The sequence below is a fragment of the Actinomadura sp. B10D3 genome, from assembly GCF_039871695.1.
Lineage (GTDB): Bacteria > Actinomycetota > Actinomycetes > Streptosporangiales > Streptosporangiaceae > Spirillospora > Spirillospora madurae.
On record NZ_JBDPLY010000035.1, the window covers coordinates 63209 to 84640 of the forward strand.

Consider the following 21432-nt stretch of genomic DNA (forward strand, 5'->3'; position numbering starts at 1 on the left):
ACCGCACCTACCTCGGCGACGGGGCGCCGGGCGGCGCGGGCACCACCGTGGGCTCGTCCCCCGGCCGGACCGGTGCGGGCGCCGCCGGCGGACGCGCGGCGTCGGTCGGATACGTCGCGCATCCCGGCGGCGGGCTCGCCGGCTCCGGGGTTCCGGGCTTCGGAGCGGTGGGCGCTGGTTTCGCGGGCCTCGGCGAGGCGGGCGCGGGTTTCGCGGGCACCGGGGTGGCGGACGTGCTGGGCACCGGGGAGGCGGGCTTCGCGGCCTTCGGCGGGCGCGAGGGCCGTACCGTCGGCTCGGGCGGCACCGGACGGGGCGTGGGGCGCGCGGGTACGCAGGTCGGCGTCGCGGTCGGGGACGGCGTCACGGTCGGGGCCGCCGTCGGGGGCGCGGTCGGGGACGGTGTCGGGGACGGCGTCGCCCGCTGCCCGGCGGGGTACGTCACCGCGTTCTTCGCCGCCACCGGCCGCGTGGTCACCGGGTCGTCCGGCCCGGCCGCCAGCCAGATCCCGGCGGCGAGGACGCCCGCCCCGCCGAGCGCGGCGAGCGCGAGCACCGGCCCGCGGCGGACAAGGCCCTTGTCGATCATGTTGCTCCTCGGGGGAGGGTTTCCCTACACCCCCGATAACCCCCGCGGCGGGCGTCCCGGTTGTCATGCCCGCCCGTTTTTCCCGCCCTGTTTCCCGCCCAGTTCCCGCCTCAGCGGAGCCCGGCTGCGTCCAGGGCGCCGGGGAGGATCTCGGCCAGGCCGCGGAAGGCGCGCCCGCGATGGCTGATCGCGTCCTTCTCCTCGGCGGTCATCTCGGCGGTCGTGCGGGTCGCGCCGTCCGGGACGAAGACCGGGTCGTAGCCGAAGCCGCCGGTGCCGCGCGGCTCCCGGATCAGCGTGCCGCGGATCCGCCCCTCCACGCAGTGCTCGGCGCCGCCGGGGACGACGAGCGCGGCCACGCACAGGAAGGCGGCGCCGCGCCGCTCGTCGGGCACGTCGGCGACCTGGTCGAGGACGAGCCACAGGTTGGCGGCGTCCCGGTCGCCCTCGCCGAACCGCCCCGACCAGCGGGCGGACAGCACGCCGGGCATGCCGTTCAGCGCGTCCACGCACAGGCCGGAGTCGTCGGCGACCGAGGGCAGACCGGTGAACGCGGCGACCGCGCGGGCCTTCAGCAGCGCGTTGCCCTCGAAGGTCGGCTCGGTCTCGGGCACGTCGGGGGCGCCGGGGAACTCCTCCAGGCCCACCACGTCCAGCCCGTCGAGGATCCGGCGCAGCTCGGCGACCTTGCCGCGGTTGCGGGTCGCCAGCACGATCCGCGTCATCGGCCGAGCGCCTCGGCCTGGAGCCGGGTCAGCTCCGCGCAGCCGCCCGCGGCGAGGTCGAGCAGCGCGTCCAGCTCGGACCGGTCGAACGGGGTGCCCTCGGCGGTGCCCTGCACCTCCACGAACCGGCCGTCGCCGGTGCAGACGACGTTCATGTCCGTCCCGGCGGCGGAGTCCTCCTCGTAGCACAGGTCGAGGCGGGGCTCGCCGTCCACGACGCCGACGCTGACCGCCGACACCGAGGTGATGAGCGGGTCGCCCCTGAGCAGCCGCCGCTCGCGCATCCAGCCCACCGCGTCGGCCAGCGCCACGTACGCGCCGGTGATCGCGGCGGTGCGGGTGCCGCCGTCGGCCTGCAGGACGTCGCAGTCGAGCTGGACGGTGTTCTCGCCGAGCGCCTTGAGGTCCAGGCAGGCCCGGATCGACCGGCCGATCAGCCGGGAGATCTCGTGGGTGCGCCCGCCGATCCGCCCCTTCACCGACTCCCGGTCGTTGCGGGTGTTGGTGGCGCGCGGCAGCATCGCGTACTCGGCGGTGACCCAGCCGAGGCCGCTGTCGCGCCGCCAGCGGGGCACCGACTCCTGCACGGACGCGGCGCACAGCACCCGGGTGGCGCCGAACTCGACGAGCACCGACCCCTCCGCGTGGTCGAGCCACCCGCGCTGGATGCGGACGGGACGGAGCTGGTCGTTCGCGCGATCATCGGGACGGGCCATGCGCCCAACCCTAGCGGGACTCACAGGGTGTAACGGGCGCCCACCCTGGCCAGCTCGATGGGGCCGTCGTAGGAGCCCGCCCTGGCCTCCTTGAGGGACATGTCCGGGTCGTTCCACGGCACGAGGTGGGTGAGGACGAGCCGCCCCACGCCCGCGCGGGCGGCGTGCTCGGCGGCCTCCCTGGCGGTCAGGTGCAGCTCGGACGGCAGGCCCGGCCCGTCCAGGAAGGACGCCTCGCAGAGGAACAGGTCGGCGCCGGACGCCAGCTCGACCAGGGCCTCCGACGCGCCGGTGTCGCCCGAGTAGGCGAGCGTCCTGCCGCCGTGCTCGATGCGGAACGCGTACGCCTCGACCGGGTGCGGCATCAGCGCCGTCGTGACCCGGAACGGTCCGATCTCGTAGGGGCCGCGGCGCAGCGTGCGGAACTCGAACGTCCCCGACATGCCGGGGTCCGGTTCGAGGTCGTAGGCGCGGGCCATGCGGGCGGCGGTGTCCGCGGGGCCGTACACGGGGATGCGGGGCACCGGGCCGCCGGGCCGGTAGGTGCGCGCCACCCAGTACCCACACAGGTCCAGGCAGTGGTCGGCGTGCAGGTGCGAGATGCAGACGGCGTCGATCTCGTACAGCGAGCGGAACCGCTGCAGCGACCCGAGCGCCCCGTTCCCGAGGTCGAGCACCAGCGCGTAGCCGCCCGCCTCGATCAGGTAGCTGGACGCGGGGCTGTCCGGCCCCGGGAAACTGCCGGAGCAGCCGATCACAGTGACCCGCACGCTCACTCCTCCTCTTGTGTCCCCGAGGAATCAGGTGGTCAAGTAGTAAGAGCATTGCTCAACGTCGTCTCCACCGCGCCGATCTCGGGCCCGAGGAACCGGCGGCCGAGCTCGGCGAACACGTCGGGGTCCCCGGTGGCGCGGAACCGGTGCCGTGGCCGGGGCGTCCCCTCGGCGCGGGCCAGCCCCCGATCGTGCAGAACCCGATACACGTCCTTGGCGGTCTCATCGGCGCTTGACACCAGTGTGACGCCGTCTCCGACGACATACGAGATAACGCCGGTCAGAAGCGGGTAATGGGTGCAGCCGAGAATGAGGGTGTCGCACCCGGCGTCCATAATCGGACGCAGATACCCCCGGGCGGCCTCGAGCAGCTCGCCGCCCATCGTCACGCCCGCCTCGACGAACTCGACGAAGCGGGGGCAGGCGGCGCTGACGAGCTCGATGTGCGGCGCGGCGGCGAACGCGTCCTCGTAGGCGCGGCTGGTCACGGTGGCCTGGGTCGCGATCAGCCCGACCCGCCCGTTGGACGTGGCGCGGGCCGCGCGCCGGGTCGCCGGGTTGATGACCTCCACGACCGGGACGTCGTAGCGTTCCCGGGCGTCGCGCAGCATCGCCGAGCTGGCGCTGTTGCAGGCGATGACCAGCATCTTCACGCCCTCGTCGACGAGCTCGTCGAGCATCTCCAGGGCGTAGGCCCGGACCTCCGCGATCGGCCGCGGACCGTACGGCTGGCGGGCGGAGTCGCCCAGGTAGACGATCGGCTCGTTCGGCAGCTGGTCGAGGACGGCGCGGGCCACCGTGAGGCCCCCGAACCCGCTGTCGAAGATCCCGATGGGCGCGTCCTGGTGGCCGTCCGCCCGGGATGGATCTGACATGGTGCCCAAGGCTAAGCGACAGGGCCCCGCGCAGGTGCGTCATGCGTTGGACATCACACCGTCACACGCCGGAAAACCGTCCAGCTCACGCCGCGGACGCGTGATCCAGTCGTCGCGCGCCGCGAAACGCCGTGCTTTCCGCCGCTCGGCGCGCCGGGCTCAAGGCACGCCGGCTGAGGGGCGGGCGGACTCAGCCGCCGGGCTCAGGCGCCGGGCTCAGGCGCGGGCGGACTCCGGTGCCGGGATCGGCCGCTCGGATCAGGCGCTGGAGCGCGGGGCGCGGGCGATCTGGCGGCTCTGCGCGACGAGGCGGCCGGCGGTGTCCCACACCTCGACCTCCTCGTCGAACCAGCCGCCGGCGAGCAGCCGCCCGGTGCCGAGCACGGCGAGCCAGCCCGGCGCCGGGACGGCCCGCATGTGCCAGGTCAGCTCGACGGTCGGCGCCCAGCCCTGCGCGCCGAGGTTCAGCGCGACCGGCGGCAGCGCGTCCACGGCCAGCGCGAGGGAGTAGGCGTCGAAGGTGTGGCCGCAGCGGTGCCGGAACCAGCCGCGGACCTCCGGGCGCCCGAGCGGCTGCCCGTCGAGCCAGCCCATCGTCGTCCGGTCGAAGCGCATGTCGACCTGGTCGGCGAAGTCGCCGGCGCCGGTGGGGGGCCGCACGTCGGTGCACTCCTCCAGCGGCGGCATCGTGGCCAGGGGCCCGGCGGCGTAGTCGGGCTCGGTGGCCGGGTCGAGGGTGCCGGTGGTGATCAGCGCGTCCACGGCGGGACGGTCGTCCTGGAGGAGCGTGACCAGCGACGCGGCGGCCGTGCGGCCCTCCTTGCGCGTGTCGACGACCAGCCGGGCGCGGCCCGCCCTGGCGACGCGGTGGAAGGTGGCCGCGGTCGAGACGGGGTGCTCGTGCGGGGAGGCGTCCACGGCGGCGCGGGCGAGGACCGCCATCAGGTAGCCGCCGTTGAGCGCGCCGTTGATGCCGTAGCCCGCGTCCAGGACGATCTCGTACCGGCCGTCGCCGACCCGCTCGACCGCGGTCGCCTCACCGAATCCGCTCATCGTCCCTCCCTGCGCGCCACCCCGGCACCGGCACGTTCTAGAATCACGTTCGACTAGGCACTCTACAGTGCCGGACGTGCACCGGAACGTGCCGGGTCCGGTTCGGGCGGGGCCGGGCGGGCCGCGTCCCGGAACGGGTCAGGCCCAGAGCTGGCCTTCGAGGCGGGCCTCCGCCTCCTCCAGGGTGCCGCCGTACGCGCCGGTGGACAGGTACTTCCAGCCGCCGTCGGCGACGACGAACGCGATGTCGGCCCGCTCGCCGGCCTTGACCGCCTTGGCCGCCATCCCGAGCGCCGCGTGCAGCGCGCCGCCCGTCGAGATGCCCGCGAAGACGCCCTCCAGCTCCAGCAGCTCGCGGGTGCGGCGCAGCGCGTCCCGCGACGCGACCGAGAACCGGGTGGTCAGCACCGACTCGTCGTACAGCTCGGGGATGAAGCCCTCGTCGATGTTGCGCAGCCCGTACACCAGCTCCCCGTACCGGGGCTCCGCCGCGACGATCTTGACGTCCGGCACCTGCTCGCGCAGGTACCGGCCGACGCCCATCAGCGTGCCGGTGGTGCCGAGTCCGGCGACGAAGTGCGTGATCGTCGGCAGGTCGGCGAGGATCTCCGGGCCGGTCGTCTCGTAGTGCGCGAGCGCGTTGGCCTCGTTGCCGTACTGGTAGAGCATCACCCACTCGGGGTTCTCCTCCGCCAGCCCCTTCGCCACCCGGACGGCCTCGTTCGAGCCGCCCGCCGCCGGCGAGGAGATGATCCGGGCGCCCCACATCTCCAGGAGCTGGCGACGCTCGGCCGAGGTGTTCTCGGGCATCACGCACACCATCTCGTAGCCGCGCAGCTTGGCGGCCATGGCCAGCGAGATGCCCGTGTTACCGGACGTCGGCTCCAGGATGGTGCAGCCCGGCGTGAGCAGCCCCTCCTTCTCCGCCTTCTCGATCATGTAGAGGGCGGGGCGGTCCTTCACCGAACCGGTGGGGTTGCGGTCCTCCAGCTTGGCCCAGAGCCTGACGTCCTCGCTCGGCGACAGCCGCGGCAGACCGACCAGCGGCGTGCGGCCGAGGGAGTCCAGCAGTGAGTCGAAACGCATGCCGGCCCGGCTCAGCCGCCGGCCACTGCCGGAAGGATGGTGACGCTGTCGCCGTCGGCGACCTGCGTCTCCAGCCCGCCGAGGAAGCGCACGTCCTCGTCGTTGAGGTACACGTTGACGAACTTGCGCAGGCCCTTGTCGTCCACCAGCCGGTCGCGCAGGCCGGCGTGCCGGGTGTCCAGGTCGGCGAACAGCTCGTCGAGCGTGTCGCCCTTGCCCTCGACGGCCTTCTCGCCGCCGGTGAGGTTGCGCAGGATCGTCGGGATCCGGACCTCGATCGCCATCGCGGTGATCTCCTTCTACGTCGTACGGGGCTTGCCCGCCCTCTGCGTCACAACCGGGCGGGCGGCGGGATGATTCCAGGCGTGATCAGCGCGTCAGCGACAGTCGTAGACGACTTCGGCGCGCGAGTGCCCGAACAGGAAGCTCTGCACGGGAGGCACGGCGGCGGACCCGGCGCGGCGCCGCACGCCGCGCGTCCCATGCCCGCTCGTCCCCATGGTGTCCAGTTTACCGGCCGCCGCCTCGCCGCTTCCCGCCGCCATCAGCCCGCGTAGACCTCCACGACAGAGACCTCTTCCTCGGTCACCTCGCCGTCCACGATCCGGAACGACCGGAACTCGGTCTCGTCCTGCTCGCGCGTCGACACGAGCACGTAGTGCGCGTTGGGCTCGGACGCGTAGGAGATGTCCGTGCGGGACGGGTACGCCTCGGTGGCGGTGTGGGAGTGGTAGATCACCACCGGCTCCTCGTCCCGGTCGTCCATCTCCCGCCACACCTTCAGCTGCTCCTGCGAGTCGAACCGGTAGAAGGTCGGGGACCGCTCGGCGTTGACCATGGCGACGAACCGGACGGGACGGTCCGAGCCGATCGGGCCGGCGATGATGCCGCAGGCCTCGTCGGGGTGGTCGGCGCGCGCATGCGCGATGATCTGCTCCACCAGGGCGCGCTCGATCGTCAGCATGCCCGAAGGCTACCCGGCGGCCCTCCCGCGCCCGGCGGCGCCCGCCCCCTGCGCCCGCCCCGCACGCGGGGCCTCAGCCGAGCCGGACGCGCAGCCTGATCCTGGTGCCCCGCGCGCCCGACCGGATCTCGACGATGTGGCACAGCCGCCGGACGGCCCACATCGCGGCGTCGCCCCCGTGCGCGTCCGGCGGCACGTGCCCGAGGAACCGGTCGGCGAGCATCCGCCCCGGGTCGGCGACGTCGCACACCAGCTCGCCGTCCTCCGCCCACACCATCAGCGACCCGCGGCCGCCGCCGTCGCGGACGATGCCGGTCGCGACCTCGTTCACCGCGAGGACGAACGGGAGCGTCCGGTCGCCGGGCAGGCCGTGCCGGGCGGCCTCGGCGGTCAGGAAGTCGCGCAGCGCCGGCAGGCCGCCCGCCGCGAACGTCCGGCGCGCCGCCGCCGACGGGGGCGGCGGCAGCGGGCCGGCGTTGCATTCGGCGTAGTACTCGGCCGGATCGGTGAAGCGCCTGCTCACGGCCGTCCCTTCCGGGCCGGTCAGCTCGGGGTGGGTGCGGGCCGCGCCCTCCAGGACGTGCCCGGGCAGTCCCGCCGTGTCGTACGCGCACACGATCGTCGAGGGGGTGCCGGCGAACACCACGTTCAGCAGGCACTCGTGCCGCTTCCACTCCCGTGTCTCCAGCGGGGTCAGGCCGGCCCAGACGGGCTCGGCGAGCAGCCGCAGCCGCCCGCGGGGCCACCAGTCGGCGCGCGCCCGGTCGTGGCAGGCCGCCAGCGCCTGCACCGGGCCGCCAAACCACTCCGCCGCGTCGATGAACTCGATGCCCGCGACGGTCTTCGGGCCGAGCTGCCCGCGGAGCTCGCCGGACACCGGCGGCGCCACGACGGCGACGACCGCCTCGTCCGCGCGCAGCCCGTCCCGCAGGAACGGAACGGCCGACAGCAGGAAGTCCTGCCGCGACCCGTACAGCAGGGCCCGGTGCGCGAACAGGTCCCGGCCTGCCTCCGGCCCGCGCGGGCCGGCCACGGCGGGACCGCCTCCGAGGGCTCCCGGCGATCCGTTCACGGCGCGCTCTCCAAAACGATGCCGGGCGCGGTGTCCCAGCCCGCGGCCCGCATCATCAGCTCCATGCAGCCCGGCATCGACCGCAGGATCACCTGCCGGTCCAGGACGCTGCTCATCTCGTTGGCGCGGATCAGGGTGCGCAGCCCGTCCAGGTCGCAGAACTCGAGCCGGGACAGGTCGAGGCACACGTGCGCGGCGCCGCCGCCGACGTCGCGCAGCGCCCCCACCAGCGCGGGCAGCGTCGACTCGTCGATCGCGCCGGACAGCCGGAGGCCGGGCGGCGCGAACAGCGGCACGATCGTCAGCACCCCGTCGTCGTGCACGGCGTCGGCCCGCACCCGCCCGCCGTGCCGCGCCTCGATCTCGCGCAGGTGGCCGCCGTCGAACCAGCGCCGGTCGAACTGGCACAGCGCCATCGCGCGCCCGGCCCGGCCTACGGCGCGGTGGACGGCGTCCTCGAAGGCGGCGAACCGCTCCGTCCCCGGCCAGCCGCGCAGCGACGGGCACGCCTGCGCGGTGACCCGCACGCCCGTGCGGCCCCGCGCCAGCGCCTCGTCGAGCACGGCGCCGAGGTCGGTCCCGGCGGTCGGCAGGACGGTCAGGCGGCCGTCGCTGAGCGCCGCCCCGAACCGGTCGCGGAGCCGGTCCCGGAGCCGCGCGGCGGCGGCCTCGGCCGGATCGCCGTCCACCAGGTAGACGAGATCGTGGCCGGCCCGCAGCCCGTCGTCGAGGAACGTCGCCAGCACGGCCCGGCGCTCCTCGTCGTTGACGTACGCGAGGCACAGGTGGTCGCCGAACCACATGTCGCCGACCGCCCGCGCCTCGATGTCGTCGCCGGCGTCGGCGTCGCGGACCTGCCCGGATCCCATGCCTCCTCCTCGGTCGCCGAAGGCCCCGCGTGGCTCAGCCGGCGGCGCGTTCGATCGAGACGCCGGGGGCCCCGTCCAGGCCCTCGGCGCGGAGCCCGGCGTGCACCTCGGCGGGCACGCCGCGCAGCAGCAGGCCCCGGTCGCGTGCGGGACGGTCGGCCCCGGTCAGCATCCGCAGGCCGTCCGGGTCGCAGGCCTCCAGGCCCTCCAGGTCGAGGCAGAGCAGGCCGGTCCGGGTCTTGATCGACTCCAGCACGGACGCGGCGGCGGGGCGGGTCGCCGCGTCAATGACGCCCGAGACCCGCGCCCCGGGCGGGCTGAACAGGGGACTGATCTGCAGCGTCCCGTCGTCGTAGTAGTCGTTGGCGCGCACGCGCCCCATGTGGGCGGCCTCCACGTCCGCGAGCCGGCCCCCCTCGAACCACCGCCGGTCGAACTGGCAGATCGCCATCGCCTTCAGGTCGGTCGTCATGAAGACCTCGTCCAGCATCCGCTCGAAGTCGCCGTGCTGGTGGGTGCCGGGCCAGCGGCGCAGCGAGAACCGCGCCTCCCCCGCGATCCGCACGCCCGAGTACCCCTGGACGAGCGCGATGTCGATCTCGGTCGCCATCAGCTGGAGGCTCTCGGACGGGTCGAACCGGCCGCTCGCCAGGAACGTCTCCTCGGCCGTCCGGACGACGAAGTGCCCGTCCTCCATGGCCGCGGCGAGGTCGACCGCCGCGCCCTCCGGGGCGCCGTGGCGGGCCGGGCCCGTGGTCTCGTGCTCGGCGAGCAGCCAGCCGAGGACGTCGCCCGCGCGGACGCCGTCCGAGATGTAGATGACCTTGTGCCCCGCGGCGACCCCGTCGCGGGCGTACGCGGCCATGATCGACCGCCGTTCCTCGTCGTTGTCGAAGATGAGGGCCAGATGGTCCCCGAGCTCCATCGCGCCGACCGGCTTGGTACCGGTCCCCACTGCCGACATGGACGCCTCCGAGTAGTCCGCGGCCCGCGGCGGCGGGCCCCTCAGTCCCCTGCGACAACGCTAACAACGCTCCGCACAGGCGTCCCGACAATCGGTGATGTCCAGTTTGGCCAGGTGTGGACGGGCTCGCCCGCCGCCCTTCAGAGCGCGCGGACGAGGCTCTCCTGCAGCATCGTGAGCCAGTCGTACGCCGCGAACATGGGGGCGCGGGAGTCGCGCGGGTCCATGCTCTCCGCCTGCTCGTACCAGTCCTCGGTGATGTCGAGCCGGGTGCCGAGCGCGAGCCGGACGTCGTTCAGCGCCCGCAGCCACGCCTGCGCCTGCTTCTCGTCCAGGACGGCGTCCGTGCCCTCCTGGCGCAGCGCCCCAAGGACGGTCTCGGCGGCCTCGCGCTTGCCGTCGCGCAGCCCCATCTCGGTGTAGCGGCGGAACTCCCCCGCGGCCTCGCCGTCGTCGCGGTAGGCGTCCGGGAACAGCCGCGCCAGCACCGGGTCGTCCGGCGCCGTGGTGTTCTCGGAGATGCCGATGGAGGCCAGCTCGCCGTCCGCGTCCGGCGCGTCGCCGAGCAGCGCGAGCAGCTGCTCCATCAGGGCGCGCACGAGCGCGGTCTCCTCGGTCTCCAGGCGCACCCGGACGCCCTCGCGGGTCTTCTTCACATGGCTCATCGGCTCAGTCGTCCTGCCCGGCTCAGTCGTCCTGCTTGACGGTGGCCCACAGGCCGTAGGAGTGCAGGATCTCGACGTCCCGCTCCATCTCCTCGCGAGTGCCGTTGGCAACGACGGCGCGCCCCTTGTGGTGCACGTCGAGCATCAGCTTCTCGGCCTTGGGCTTCGGGTAGCCGAAGACGGCCTGGAACACGTACGTGACGTAGGACATCAGGTTGATCGGGTCGTTCCAGACGATCGCCAGCCACGGCCTGTCGGGACGCACGTCCTCCTCGGCGTCCGGCCGTTCCAGCTCCACCGGTGCGGGCGCCGTGCTCATGGCGCTCATCGACGGCGTGCCCCCTTTCTCTGCGTGAAGTCGGTCCGCCCACCGCAACCCCGATGCTATGCCCCGGTTCGGGTCCGCGGCCCGCACGTCCATCGTGCCCACATGAGACCGTATGGTTCCACTGTGGACCTTGGTTACGGCACCGCGCTGCTGACCGACCAGTACGAGCTGACCATGCTCCAGGCCGCCCTGCGCAGCGGGACGGCCGGCCGCCGCGCCGTCTTCGAGGTGTTCGCGCGGAACCTGCCCGCCGGGCGCCGCTACGGGGTGGTCGCGGGCACCGGGCGGCTCCTGGACGCGATCGAGGCGTACCGCTTCGGCACCACCGAGCTGGACTTCCTCACCTCCCGCGGGATCGTGGACGAGCCCACGGCGCAATGGCTGGAGAAGTATCGCTTCACCGGGAACATCTGGGGTTATGCCGAAGGCGACTGCTACTTCCCGGACTCGCCGATCCTGACGGTCGAGGGGACGTTCGGCGAGGCCGTCCTGCTGGAGACGCTCGCGCTGTCCATCCTCAACCACGACTGCGCGATCGCGTCCGCCGCGTCCCGGATGGCGCACGCGGCCCAGGGCAGGCCGATCATCGAGATGGGGTCGCGGCGCACCCACGAGCGCGCCGCCGTGGCCGCCTCCCGCGCCGCCTACATCACCGGGTTCACCACGACGTCCAACCTGGAGGCCGGCCGGCTCTACGGCGTCCCGACCGCCGGGACGAGCGCGCACGCGTTCACCCTCCTGCACGACGGCGAGCGGAACGCGTTCGCGGCGCAGCTCGACGCGCTCGGCGAGGGCACGACGCTGCTGGTCGACACCTACGACGTCGAGCGGGCCGTGCGGACGGCGGTCGAGCTGGCCGGGCCGTCGCTCGGCGCCGTCCGGATCGACAGCGGCGACCTCGGCCTGATGGCCCGCCGCGTCCGCGAGCAGCTCGACTCGCTCGGCGCGACCGGCACGCGCATCGTGGTGACCGGCGACCTGGACGAGTACGGCATCGCCGCCCTCGCCGCCGCGCCGGTGGACGGCTACGGCGTCGGTACGTCCCTGGTGACCGGCTCCGGCGCCCCCACCGCGTCGCTCGTCTACAAGCTCGTCGCGCGCGCGGACGGCCCCGAGGCGGACGCGCCCATGCGGCCTGCCGCGAAACGCTCGGTGGGCAAGCCGACCAGGGGCGGGCGCAAGACGGCCGTGCGGCGCATCGACGGGCGCGGCGTCGCCTACGCCGAGACCGTCTCCACCGGCGCGCCGACCCCCGGGCACCGCGACCGCGTCCTCCAGGTGCCGCTGGTGCGGGACGGGGAGATCATCGGGCGCGAACCGCTGCGCGAGGCGAGGGAGCGCCACGCGCGGTCGGTCGCCGAACTGCCCGCGACGGCGCTCCAGCTCTCCCGGGGGGAACCGGCCGTCCCGACCGAGTACGTCGACGGCGACCCGCCCCGTTGAAGCCGCGCCGCACTGGGCACGAAGGCTGGGGTACGGTCAGTGCAGACCCGGCGGGGCAACCGGTAAAGGGAGCGGTCATGGGCAAGAAAGCTCTGCTCATCGTGGACGTGCAGAACGACTTCTGCGAAGGCGGCTCGCTCGCCGTCGAGGGCGGTGCCGCGGTGGCCGGCGCGATCTCGGAGTACGTGGCGGAGCATCGGTCCGACTACGCGCACATCGTGGCGACCCGCGACTTCCATCTCGACCCCGGTGAACACTTCTCCGGCGAGCCCGACTACGTCGACACGTGGCCGCCGCACTGCGTGATCGGCACCCCGGGCGCCGACTTCCACCCGAACCTGGCCCTCGCGCCCATCGAGGCCGTGTTCAGCAAGGGCCGCGAGACCGCCGCCTACAGCGGCTTCGAGGGCGTCTCCGACGACGACACGCCGCTCGCCGACTGGCTCGCCTCCCGCGGGGTGGACGCCGTGGACATCGCCGGCCTCACCACCGACCACTGCGTCCGGGCCACCGCGGTCGACGCCGTCCGCGCCGGGCTCCGCACGACCGTCCTGCTCGACCTCACCGCCGGGGTCGGCAAGGCCACCGTCGACCGGGCGCTCGACGAGCTCGGCCGGGAGGGCGTCATCCTGTCCGGCTCCCCGGTGGTGACCGCCGGATCATGACGGAACCCACGGTCATCCTGGTCGCCGGCGTGTCCGGCAGCGGCAAGACCACCATCGGCACGCTCCTCGCCGAACGCCTCGGCTGGGAGTACGCGGAGGCGGACGCGTTCCACCCCGAGGCCAACATCGCCAAGATGCGCGCGGGCCACCCGCTCACCGACGAGGACCGCCTCCCCTGGCTGCGCTCCATCGCCGCCTGGATCGGCGAGCGCGTCACCACCGGCCGCCCGGGCGTCGTCACCTCGTCCGCGCTCAAGCGGAGGTACCGGGACCTGCTGGTCGACGGGCACGCCGGGGTCCGCATCGTCCTGCTGGACGGCGACCGCGACACGATCGCGGCCCGCATGAGGGCCCGCAAGGGCCACTTCTTCAGCGCGGACCTGCTCGACTCCCAGTTCGCCGACCTCGAACGCCCGGAGCCGGACGAGAACATCGCCACCGTCCCCGTCACCGGCACCCCCGAGGAGACGGTCACGCACATCCTCAAGGCCCTGGACCTGTCCCCGCGGCCGCGCTGACCGCGGGGACCCGCCTGCTCAGTCACGGACGTAGTAGTGGCCGAGCACGCCGTCGAACCGTCCGGTGGGCCGGCAGCACCGGCGGAAAGCGCCGCCCGGACCCGCACGGGCAGGGGTCGTTGCCGCCCAGCTTCTCGACCAGCTCGGTATCGACGCCGACCGTCCGGTCGCCGCGCTTCACCCTGGTCTCGCTAGAGGGAACCCCCTACGGCGCTTGCTGGTCCGCTCAAAAGGACGCCTCGGTGTCTCGGTCGCGGTACATGACGGCCCCCTTCGCTCGGGATCGGGCACCGCCGAAGGTAGGCCCCGGGGCACGTCCCGTGCCAGCGGATTAACGCCGCTCAGTGCCGCCGCTTGGCGGCCCACTCGCGGATCTTGGCGATGCGCTTGCGGATGTCGTCGGTGCTGGCCTGGGCGATCGCCGGCCCGCCGCACGCGGCGCGCAGCTCGGTGTGGATGACGCCGTGGGGCTTTCCGGTGCGGTGGTTCCAGGCGCCGACCAGGCCGTTCAGCTCGCGGCGGAGGGCGGCGACGTCCTCGGCGGCGGTGCGGTCGGCGCGCAGGTCGCCGGTCTTCTTCCTCCGCTCGTTGGCGATCTGGTCGGCCTGGCGCTTGCGCAGCAGCGCCGACACCTGCTCGGGCTCCAGCAGGCCCGGGATGCCGAGGAACTCCTCCTCCTCGACGGAGCCGGGCTCGGCGTTCATGCCGAACTCGCCGCCGTCGTACAGGACCCGGTCGAACGTGGCGGACGCCTCCACCGTCTCGAACGGCAGCTCCTCGCCGACGTCGGGGGTGTCCTGCTGCCGGTTCGCCTCGGCGAGCAGCTCGTCGTCCAGGCCGTCCTCGCGGACGGGACGGTCCAGGACGTGGTCGCGCTCCTCCTCCATCTCGGAGGCGTGGCCCATCAGGGTCGGCACCGACGGCAGGAACACCGACGCGGTCTCGCCGCGCTTGCGGGCGCGGACGAAACGGCCGATCGCCTGCGCGAAGAACAGCGGCGTGCTGGTCGACGTGGCGTACACCCCGACGCACAGGCGCGGGATGTCGACGCCCTCGGACACCATGCGGACCGCGACCATCCAGCGGTCGTCGGTCTCGCCGAAGTGCTTGATCTTCTTGGACGCCGTCGGGTCGTCCGACAGCACGATCGTGGCGCCCTGCCCGGTGACCGCGCGGAGCATCCTCGCGTAGGCGCGGGCGGCCTCGTGGTCGGTGGCGATCACCAGGCCGCCCGCGTCCGGGATGGCGCGGCGCAGCTCGGTCAGCCGGCGGTCGGCGGCGGCCAGCACCTGCTTGATCCAGTCGCCCTTCGGGTCGAGCGCGGCCCGCCACGCCTGGGCGGTCTGGTCCTGGGTGAGCGGCTCGCCGAGGGTCGCGGTGATCTCGTCGCCGGCGCGGGTGCGCCAGCGCATCTCCCCCGCGTACGCCAGGAAGATCACCGGCCGGACGACCCCGTCGGCGAGGGCCGGGCCGTACCCGTAGGTGTAGTCGGCCCGGCTGCGGCGCACGCCGTCGGGCCCCTCCTCGTACTGGACGAACGGGATCGGGTTGATGTCGGTGCGGAACGGCGTGCCCGAGAGGGCCAGCCGCCGTGTCGCGGGCTCGAACGCCTCCCGGACGGCGTCGCCCCACGACAGGCCGTCGCCCGCATGGTGGACCTCGTCGAAGATGACCAGCGACTTGCGCGACTCGGTGCGGTTGCGGTGCAGGGCCGGGCGGGCGGCGACGGTCGCGTAGGTGACGGCGACGCCGTGGAAGTCCTTGCCGACGGGGCCCTGCCCGTTCTGGTACTCGGGGTCGATCTTGATGCCGACGCGCGCCGCCGACTCGGCCCACTGCCGCTTGAGGTGCTCGGTCGGGCACACGATCGTGATCGCCGAGACGACGCGCCGCTCCATCAGCTCGCGGGCGAGCCGCAGTGCGAACGTCGTCTTACCGGCGCCGGGCGTCGCGACGGTGAGGAAGTCGCGCGGACCCGGCTTGGTGCCGTCCGTCCCGCTGTGCTCATCCGGGGAGCGACCCCCGGAACCCCCGAAGTACGCCTCCAGCGCCTGCTGCTGCCAGGCGCGCAGGGACGACGCGGTCCCCCAGGCGGCCCGCTCGGGGAACGCGGGGGGCATGCTCGATGCGGCGAAGGTGCTCACGGTCATCGAAGGCTATCGAGCCCCACCGACAGATCGTGCCGTGCCCGGCCCGGCTGTGCCCGGATCCACACGGTGGCGGCCGTGCCCGCGGGACCGGTACGCCGCCCACGACGCCCGGATGAGACGCCCCTGACCTGCGGTGAAGCCCCGCATGCAGGAGTCGTGGGCGTAGTCCATGAAGTTGTGCACCGGATCGCGGCCCCGCTGCGGGCACGTGTCGCGGTGGCGCGGGCATCCTTCCGCGGGCACCGCCTCGTACGGGGTGTCGGCCACCCCGTCCCCCGGCGGCGTGCATCCGCCCTCGAACGTGTGCATGAGGCCTAGCCAGTGCCCGATCTCGTGCACGCCCGTGTAGCCGTGGTTGAACGGCGCGTACGACCCGCGCGGCAGGCTGCGGTAGTCGACGACCACGCCGTCCATGCGCGGATCGCGCCGGTACCACTGCGGGAACGTGGAGAAGCCCAGCACCTCCGCCCCGACGGAGGCCGTGTAGACGTTGAGCGTGCCTCGCCCGCCCTTGCGGAGGCGCCGCTTCATGGCGTGCTCGTAGTGCTGCGGGTGATAGAACCAGGACGCCTTGTTCGTGCGGTCGTAGCCTCTGAGGCGGAACCTGACCCGCGTGTCCGCGCCGCCCTTCTTCCCGCTGTACGCGGCGTTCAGCGTGGCGATCTGCCGCCGGACGGCCCGCACGGACAGCCGCCCGTGCCGCCCGCTGTGGACCACGTGGAACCGCACCGGGACGACGAGCCGCCGCGCGATGCGCCGGGACGCGCCGAACCGGGCCCCGCCGAACTGGGCCCCGCCGAACTGGGCCCCGCCGAACTGGGCCCCGTCAAGCTCGGCGAGGTCGGACGTCCCGAACCGGTCGAGGAGCGTGCGGTGGAGATCGGCGAGCAGGGCGACCGCCCCGTCGTGGCCGAGAGCGGCCCGGTCGTGCGGGCGGGCCGCCCGCGCGGCGGAACCGGGCCCGCAACCACTGTCCCGGACGGCCGGGGCGGCGCGGCCCCGGTCCCGGCCCCCGCCCCGGTCACTCACCGAACCGGACACCGCACCCACCGTGACCAGCAGTGCGCACAGCGAAGCCCCCGCGATCCGCCGCATCAATCCCCCGTATGTAGAAACGTCCCGTGGTTCGGAAACGCCAAGGTCCCGCGGTCACACCCGCGGGACCCTCACGCGCGCACGCCTACATGGGCGCCGCGCTCATCGGCCGCCGTCCGGCGGCCGGTCACTCGCCGCCGTCGCCGCCGCCCGCCTTCATGGACTCGTAGATCTCCTTGCACTCCGGGCAGACCGGGTACTTCTTCGGATCCCGGTTGGGCACCCAGACCTTGCCGCACAGCGCGATCACCGGCGTCCCGGTCACCGCGCTCTCGGTGATCTTGGCCTTCTTCACGTAGTGGGCGAACCGCTCGTGGTCGCCGTCACCGTGCGAGAGGTCCGGCTTGACATCGCTCTGGGTGTCGCTGTCAGGAAGGATCTTCGTACTCACGTCGTTCACCTTAGTTCAGCGTCGGGTCCTCGGGAAAAGTGGAGACGAAGGCCAGGTCGCCGCCCTGCCTGCGCAGGACCGACTGCCACAGCCGCTCCGGGTCGCCGGCGAACACGTCCCCGGCCTCGGCGGGCACCAGGTACCACGAGCCCTCCTCGATCTCGGCGCGCAGCTGCCCCGGCGACCAGCCCGCATACCCGGCGAACACCCGCAGCTGCAGCAGCTCGGCCGCCAGCAGGCCGGGCGGGGCCTCCAGGTCGACCAGGCCCACCCGCGACACCTCGGTGCCGCCGTCCAGCGCCCGCCAGCCGAGCGGCTCGTCCTCGCCGGGCAGGCGCGCGAGGGCGAGCGCGTTCTCCAGCGCGACCGGCCCGCCCTGGAACACCACCGCCGGCCCGGTGACCAGTTCGGCCCACGGCGGCAGGACGCGGCCGACCGGAACCTCGGTCGGCCGGTTGAGGACAACTCCGAGCGTCCCCCCGTCCATGTCGTGCTCGACCAGCAGGACGACGCTCCGCCGAAAGTTCGGATCCTCCAGCTGAGGGGTCGCCACCAGCAGGAGCCCCACCCTGATGCCGTCTTCCATGGGTCCCATCATGCGTTGCCCGGACCTCCGGCGGCACGCCCTCCCGGTCGTTAGCCTGTTACGCATTCCTATCGATGGGGATATCGGCTCCACAGGGTCCCGGGTCGAGAATGATCTAGGATCATCGGCCACCGCTTGGTCCGCGCGCCGGGAGGACAGCGATGCAGTTGCCCAGGGTCGTCATCGCCGCCGTGTTCATCGTCATCGGGGCGCTGATCGCGATCCCGGCGCTGTTCGACGGGGACGGGTCGGCGTCGCCGGCCTCCTCCGCCACCACGTCGGCGAGCCCGAGCCCGTCCGGCACCTCGCCGTCCGCCTCGGCGAGCCCGACCCGGTCCGGGAAGGGGTCGCCGTCGCCGAGCGCCCCCGCGCGGCCGGTGACCGCGAGCATCGGGCCGGTGTCCTGCCCCGAACGGACCGTCAACGTGCGGATCCGCAACACCGGGACCAAGAACGAGGACTACTCGATCGAGAAGAACGACGACACCGCCGCGATCCCCGGCACGATCGGCCCCGGCGCCACCCGCACCGTCGCCGTCAAGCTCCGCGAGGACCGCGGCACCCGCGTCACCGTCCGCTGGGCCAACCGGCAGATCGAGAGCGACACCGTCCGGGCCAACTGCAAGAAGGCGGGCGCCGCGCCGAGCGAGACGCCGCCGAACCAGCTGCCGCACACCGGCCCGGACGCCGTCCTGTGGGCGCGGGCCGCGACCGGCGGCGCCATCATCCTCACCGGCGCGATCATCTTCTGGTACGGCGGCATCTGGCCCCGCCGCCGGGAGAAGATCTTCGCCGGCAAGGACTGAGAGCGCACCGGCGGGACCTCCGGCGCGCCGGGCCCGGTCAGGCCTCGGTGCGCGGGCGGCCTCCGGCGGCCTCCCGGACGGCGCCCGCGACGCGCGTGCTGACGTCGGGGTGGAACACGCTCGGCACGATGTAGTTCGGGCCGAGCTCGTCCGGGGTGACCACCTCGGCGAGCGCCTTCGCGGCCGCGGCGAGCATGTCGAGGGTGACGCCGTCGGCCTGCGCGTCCAGCAGGCCGCGGAACACGCCGGGGAACGCCAGCACGTTGTTGATCTGGTTGGGGTAGTCGCTGCGGCCGGTGGCGACCACGGCGGCGTGCTCGCGGGCCTCGTCCCACGAGACCTCCGGCTCGGGGTTGGCGAGCGCGAACACGATCGCGTCATCGGCCATCGAGGCGATGTCGTCGCCGTTCAGGATGCCGGGGGCGGACACGCCGACGAACACGTCGGCGTCCTTCACCGCGCCGCGCAGGTCGCCGGCGTAGCCGTCGGCGTTGGTGTGCTCGGCGATCCAGCCCAGCGAGTCGTCCAGGTCGTCGCGGCCCTGGTGCACCGCGCCGTGGTAGTCGCAGACGACGACGTTGCGGGCCCCCGCGTGCATCAGCAGCTTGAGGATCGCGCTGCCGGCCGCGCCCGCGCCCGCCATCGTGATGCGGACCGAGCCGATGTCCTTGCCGACGACCCGCAGCGCGTTGGTCAGCGCCGCCAGCACGCAGATCGCTGTGCCGTGCTGGTCGTCGTGGAAGACCGGGATGTCGAGCAGCCCGCGCAGCCGCGCCTCGACCTCGAAGCAGCGCGGCGCGGAGATGTCCTCCAGGTTGATGCCGCCGAACGCGGGGGCGAGGATCTGCACGGTCCGGACGATCTCGTCGGTGTCCTGCGTGTCGAGGCAGATCGGCCACGCGTCGATCCCGGCGAACCGCTTGAACAGCGCCGCCTTGCCCTCCATGACGGGCAGCGCCGCCTCCGGGCCGATGTTGCCGAGGCCGAGCACTGCCGAGCCGTCGGTGACGACGGCGACGCTGTTGCGTTTGATCGTCAGCCGCCGGACGTCCTCGGGGTTGCGGGCGATCGCGAGGGAGACCCGGGCGACACCGGGCGTGTAGGCCATCGACAGCTCGTCGCGGTTGCGCAGCGGCACCTTGGACTGCATCTCGATCTTGCCGCCGAGGTGCATCAGGAACGTCCGGTCGCTGACCTTGTGGATCTTGACGGACTCGATGTTCTCCAGCGCCCCGGCGATCGCCTCGGCGTGCTGGGTGTCGCGGGTCGCGATCGTGACGTCGATGCGCAGCGTCTCGTGGCCGGCGGTGTTGACGTCCAGCGCCGTGACGATGCCGCCGGCGTTCTCGACCACGTGGGTGATCTGGCTGACGGCCCGCCCTCCGGCCGGGACCTCCAACCGGACGGTGATGGAGTACGACACGCTCGGCACGCTCGCCACGACTGCTGCTCCCTATTGCTCCGGGTCCGTCCCACATCCGGCGCGCGCCGGGGCCCCCGGGGGGACGGCGCGTCCGGGGGCCGCCGCCCGGGCCCGTCCCGTGACTCAGAAAGCCCGGGCCGCGACGACGATGAGCTCGACGGTCGCCGGCACGGGCAGCCTCGTGGAGTCGATCACGAGGTGGTAGAGCCGCGGATCGGCCGGGTCGGCCCCGTAGAAATGCTTCCCGTAGGCCGTCCGGGCGCGGTCGTTGTCATCGAGCATACGCTCCGCCTCGCGGTCGGGTGTCCTGGTCGGGGTAGAACGTCCCATCCGGGCGGCATCTCCGCGGCGGCGCGGGCCAGCAGCACGCGGCCGCCGCGCTCGCCCGCCACGGCGGGACCGACGACCGGGCCACCCGCGCCGAATGTGGCCGAAATCGTCACAACCCGCGCGCTCACCCCCGGGAGCATGCCCGTTCCCGCCCCCCGGGAAGCGGGCGGGACGCGGGTCGCGGCAGGTCAGAACAGGGCGGACTGGAGACCGCGGCGGGCCGTGGAGACGCGCGGGTCGTCCGGCGGCAGCAGCTCGAACAGCGACAGCAGGTGCTTGCGCGCCGCGTCGCGGTCGTCGCCCGCGCTGCGCCGGACCGAGCCCAGCAGCCGCTCGAAGGCGTCCTCGATGCGCCCGGACACCATCTCCACGTCGGCCGCGCTGATCTGGGCCTGGACGTCGCCGGGCTTCTCGCCCGCCTCCCGGAGAGTGCGGTCGGGGTCCAGCGACCGGACACGCTGGCTCAGCTCGACCAGGGCGAGCCCCTGCTTGGCCTGGCCGTCCCGCGGTTTCTGGGCGAGGATCTGCTCGAACGCGGCCTTGGCGCCGTCGATGTCACCGCGCTGCATGGCCTCCTCGGCCTCGGCGTACACCGGGTCGACCGCGGGGGCGCCCGCCGCCCCGCCCTGGGGCTGCTCGCCTTCGGGGACGTCCGGCAGGATGCCCTCCTTGCGGAGCGCCTCGAAGAGCTGGTCGATGGCCTGGCGGACCTGGGGCTCCGGAGCCGCGCCGTTCAGGAACGGCAGCAGCTGGCCGCCGACGACCGCCGCCACGAACGGGATGCCGCGCACGCCCATCTGCTGCATGTAGGCGCCGAGCTGCGGGTTCGCGTCGATGTCGACCTTGGCCAGGATCCACTTGCCGGCCGCCTCGGTGGCGAGCTTCTCCAGGATCGGGCTGAGCTGCTTGCACGGACCGCACCATTCGGCCCAGAAGTCCACGAGGACGGGGACGGACTGCGACCGCTCCACCACCTCGGTGTTGAACGTCTCGTCGGTGACGTCCACGACGTACGGCCCGCCGGCCGCGCCCGCGCCGGCACCCGTCCCTGCGCCGCCAGCCTGGGCCCGGCGTTCCTGCTGCTTCCTTGCCGCGGCCTGGCGAGCCCCCAGGTCGATGGCCCCGTGCAACGAAAAGTCCTGAGAAGGCATGGGTCCATCCTGCCCCATGACGGCGTCCGGCTGCGCCTCCGTACGCTCCCAGCGGAGCGCGCGGGCGGGGCGGGCGCCCGGCACGTCCCCCTCCACGGCATATTCAGGCGCTTATCCTCCTTTTTTGAATTCGCGACTTAAGGGCGGCGGGCAAAGAATCCAGGCAGCCTGCCGTAAAGGCAAAAAGATTGCTGA

27 protein-coding genes are annotated in these 21432 nt (G+C 73.5%); 4 read left to right on the forward strand and 23 right to left on the reverse strand.

All coding sequences use genetic code 11. From position 1 onward, the window contains the following. Positions 1 to 7 precede the first annotated feature (7 nt). From ABGB11_RS36535 to clpS, 15 genes are all read right to left on the reverse strand, one after another. Positions 8 to 589 carry a hypothetical protein gene (locus ABGB11_RS36535; protein WP_347640065.1) on the reverse strand — a complete coding sequence of 194 codons (582 nt, stop codon included), beginning with the start codon at positions 587 to 589 and terminating at the stop codon, positions 8 to 10. 110 nt (positions 590 to 699) lie between these two features. Beyond that, positions 700 to 1314: an RdgB/HAM1 family non-canonical purine NTP pyrophosphatase gene (rdgB, locus tag ABGB11_RS36540; protein ID WP_347640066.1), complete on the reverse strand. Its 615-nt coding sequence runs from the start codon at positions 1312 to 1314 to the stop codon at positions 700 to 702. Then, complete coding sequence (gene rph / locus ABGB11_RS36545; protein WP_347640067.1) at positions 1311 to 2030, reverse strand: ribonuclease PH; 720 nt, start codon at positions 2028 to 2030, stop codon at positions 1311 to 1313. Before rph ends, rdgB begins: the two co-directional genes overlap by 4 nt. Before the next feature lie 20 nt (positions 2031 to 2050). Beyond that, positions 2051 to 2800, reverse strand: a complete 750-nt coding sequence (locus ABGB11_RS36550) for an MBL fold metallo-hydrolase (RefSeq protein ID WP_347640068.1) — start codon at positions 2798 to 2800, stop codon at positions 2051 to 2053. Positions 2801 to 2838: 38 nt separating this feature from the next. Next, positions 2839 to 3678 (reverse strand): glutamate racemase, encoded by an 840-nt coding sequence (gene murI, locus ABGB11_RS36555; RefSeq protein WP_347640069.1) that lies wholly within the window; start codon positions 3676 to 3678, stop codon positions 2839 to 2841. A gap of 258 nt (positions 3679 to 3936) precedes the next feature. Then, positions 3937 to 4731: a thioesterase family protein gene (locus tag ABGB11_RS36560; protein WP_347640070.1), complete on the reverse strand. Its 795-nt coding sequence runs from the start codon at positions 4729 to 4731 to the stop codon at positions 3937 to 3939. A 138-nt stretch (positions 4732 to 4869) separates the two neighbouring features. Then, positions 4870 to 5817: a cysteine synthase gene (locus tag ABGB11_RS36565; protein WP_347640071.1), complete on the reverse strand. Its 948-nt coding sequence runs from the start codon at positions 5815 to 5817 to the stop codon at positions 4870 to 4872. Positions 5818 to 5828: 11 nt separating this feature from the next. Beyond that, positions 5829 to 6101: a MoaD/ThiS family protein gene (locus tag ABGB11_RS36570; RefSeq protein WP_347640072.1), complete on the reverse strand. Its 273-nt coding sequence runs from the start codon at positions 6099 to 6101 to the stop codon at positions 5829 to 5831. 93 nt (positions 6102 to 6194) lie between these two features. Beyond that, entirely contained in the window at positions 6195 to 6362 is a 168-nt protein-coding gene (locus ABGB11_RS36575) for a hypothetical protein (RefSeq protein WP_347640073.1), read from the reverse strand. After that, positions 6362 to 6781, reverse strand: a complete 420-nt coding sequence (locus ABGB11_RS36580) for a M67 family metallopeptidase (RefSeq protein WP_347640074.1) — start codon at positions 6779 to 6781, stop codon at positions 6362 to 6364. The genes ABGB11_RS36575 and ABGB11_RS36580 overlap by 1 nt, the downstream gene beginning before the upstream one ends. Positions 6782 to 6854: 73 nt before the next feature. Continuing rightward, on the reverse strand, positions 6855 to 7853 hold the full coding sequence (locus tag ABGB11_RS36585) for a sensor histidine kinase (protein WP_347640075.1): 999 nt from the start codon (positions 7851 to 7853) through the stop codon (positions 6855 to 6857). Then, positions 7850 to 8722: an MEDS domain-containing protein gene (locus tag ABGB11_RS36590; RefSeq protein ID WP_347640076.1), complete on the reverse strand. Its 873-nt coding sequence runs from the start codon at positions 8720 to 8722 to the stop codon at positions 7850 to 7852. The genes ABGB11_RS36585 and ABGB11_RS36590 overlap by 4 nt, the downstream gene beginning before the upstream one ends. 34 nt (positions 8723 to 8756) lie before the next feature. After that, the gene (locus tag ABGB11_RS36595; RefSeq protein ID WP_347640077.1) at positions 8757 to 9686 is read right to left on the reverse strand and encodes an MEDS domain-containing protein; all 930 of its coding nucleotides are present in this window, start codon (positions 9684 to 9686) and stop codon (positions 8757 to 8759) included. Between the two features lie 140 nt (positions 9687 to 9826). Then, the gene (locus tag ABGB11_RS36600) at positions 9827 to 10351 is read right to left on the reverse strand and encodes a DUF2017 domain-containing protein (protein WP_347640078.1); all 525 of its coding nucleotides are present in this window, start codon (positions 10349 to 10351) and stop codon (positions 9827 to 9829) included. 22 nt (positions 10352 to 10373) lie between these two features. Continuing rightward, positions 10374 to 10670, reverse strand: a complete 297-nt coding sequence (clpS, locus tag ABGB11_RS36605) for an ATP-dependent Clp protease adapter ClpS (RefSeq protein ID WP_347640079.1) — start codon at positions 10668 to 10670, stop codon at positions 10374 to 10376. A 132-nt stretch (positions 10671 to 10802) separates the two neighbouring features. Between clpS and ABGB11_RS36610 the strand changes: the two genes are divergently transcribed. From ABGB11_RS36610 to ABGB11_RS36620, 3 genes are all read left to right on the forward strand, one after another. Further along, the gene (locus ABGB11_RS36610) at positions 10803 to 12122 is read left to right on the forward strand and encodes a nicotinate phosphoribosyltransferase (protein ID WP_347640080.1); all 1320 of its coding nucleotides are present in this window, start codon (positions 10803 to 10805) and stop codon (positions 12120 to 12122) included. Positions 12123 to 12199: 77 nt separating this feature from the next. Beyond that, entirely contained in the window at positions 12200 to 12787 is a 588-nt protein-coding gene (locus tag ABGB11_RS36615; RefSeq protein WP_347640081.1) for an isochorismatase family protein, read from the forward strand. After that, on the forward strand, positions 12784 to 13305 hold the full coding sequence (locus ABGB11_RS36620) for a gluconokinase (protein ID WP_347640082.1): 522 nt from the start codon (positions 12784 to 12786) through the stop codon (positions 13303 to 13305). The genes ABGB11_RS36615 and ABGB11_RS36620 overlap by 4 nt, the downstream gene beginning before the upstream one ends. Positions 13306 to 13646: 341 nt before the next feature. Here ABGB11_RS36620 and ABGB11_RS36625 read toward each other — a convergent pair whose 3' ends face one another. From ABGB11_RS36625 to ABGB11_RS36645, 5 genes are all read right to left on the reverse strand, one after another. Continuing rightward, on the reverse strand, positions 13647 to 15425 hold the full coding sequence (locus tag ABGB11_RS36625) for a DEAD/DEAH box helicase (protein WP_347640105.1): 1779 nt from the start codon (positions 15423 to 15425) through the stop codon (positions 13647 to 13649). Between the two features lie 36 nt (positions 15426 to 15461). After that, a complete protein-coding gene (locus ABGB11_RS36630; RefSeq protein ID WP_347640083.1) occupies positions 15462 to 16550 on the reverse strand; it encodes a zinc metalloprotease in 1089 nt (362 codons plus the stop codon). A 127-nt stretch (positions 16551 to 16677) separates the two neighbouring features. Continuing rightward, positions 16678 to 16941 (reverse strand): DUF3039 domain-containing protein, encoded by a 264-nt coding sequence (locus tag ABGB11_RS36635; RefSeq protein WP_347640084.1) that lies wholly within the window; start codon positions 16939 to 16941, stop codon positions 16678 to 16680. Between the two features lie 10 nt (positions 16942 to 16951). Beyond that, complete coding sequence (locus ABGB11_RS36640; RefSeq protein WP_347640085.1) at positions 16952 to 17527, reverse strand: YqgE/AlgH family protein; 576 nt, start codon at positions 17525 to 17527, stop codon at positions 16952 to 16954. 121 nt (positions 17528 to 17648) lie between these two features. Then, positions 17649 to 17951: a hypothetical protein gene (locus ABGB11_RS36645; protein ID WP_347640086.1), complete on the reverse strand. Its 303-nt coding sequence runs from the start codon at positions 17949 to 17951 to the stop codon at positions 17649 to 17651. 1 nt (position 17952) lies between these two features. Here ABGB11_RS36645 and ABGB11_RS36650 point away from each other — a divergent pair, with 1 nt between their 5' ends. Beyond that, positions 17953 to 18333 carry a hypothetical protein gene (locus tag ABGB11_RS36650; protein ID WP_347640087.1) on the forward strand — a complete coding sequence of 127 codons (381 nt, stop codon included), beginning with the start codon at positions 17953 to 17955 and terminating at the stop codon, positions 18331 to 18333. 37 nt (positions 18334 to 18370) lie between these two features. On the opposite strand, the gene ABGB11_RS36655 is transcribed toward ABGB11_RS36650, so the two are convergent. From ABGB11_RS36655 to ABGB11_RS36665, 3 genes are all read right to left on the reverse strand, one after another. Further along, on the reverse strand, positions 18371 to 19774 hold the full coding sequence (locus ABGB11_RS36655; RefSeq protein ID WP_347640088.1) for an NAD-dependent malic enzyme: 1404 nt from the start codon (positions 19772 to 19774) through the stop codon (positions 18371 to 18373). 105 nt (positions 19775 to 19879) lie between these two features. Beyond that, complete coding sequence (locus ABGB11_RS36660) at positions 19880 to 20086, reverse strand: cytidylate kinase family protein (RefSeq protein WP_347640089.1); 207 nt, start codon at positions 20084 to 20086, stop codon at positions 19880 to 19882. Between the two features lie 188 nt (positions 20087 to 20274). Next, a complete protein-coding gene (locus ABGB11_RS36665) occupies positions 20275 to 21216 on the reverse strand; it encodes a tetratricopeptide repeat protein (RefSeq protein WP_347640090.1) in 942 nt (313 codons plus the stop codon). Positions 21217 to 21432 lie beyond the last annotated feature (216 nt).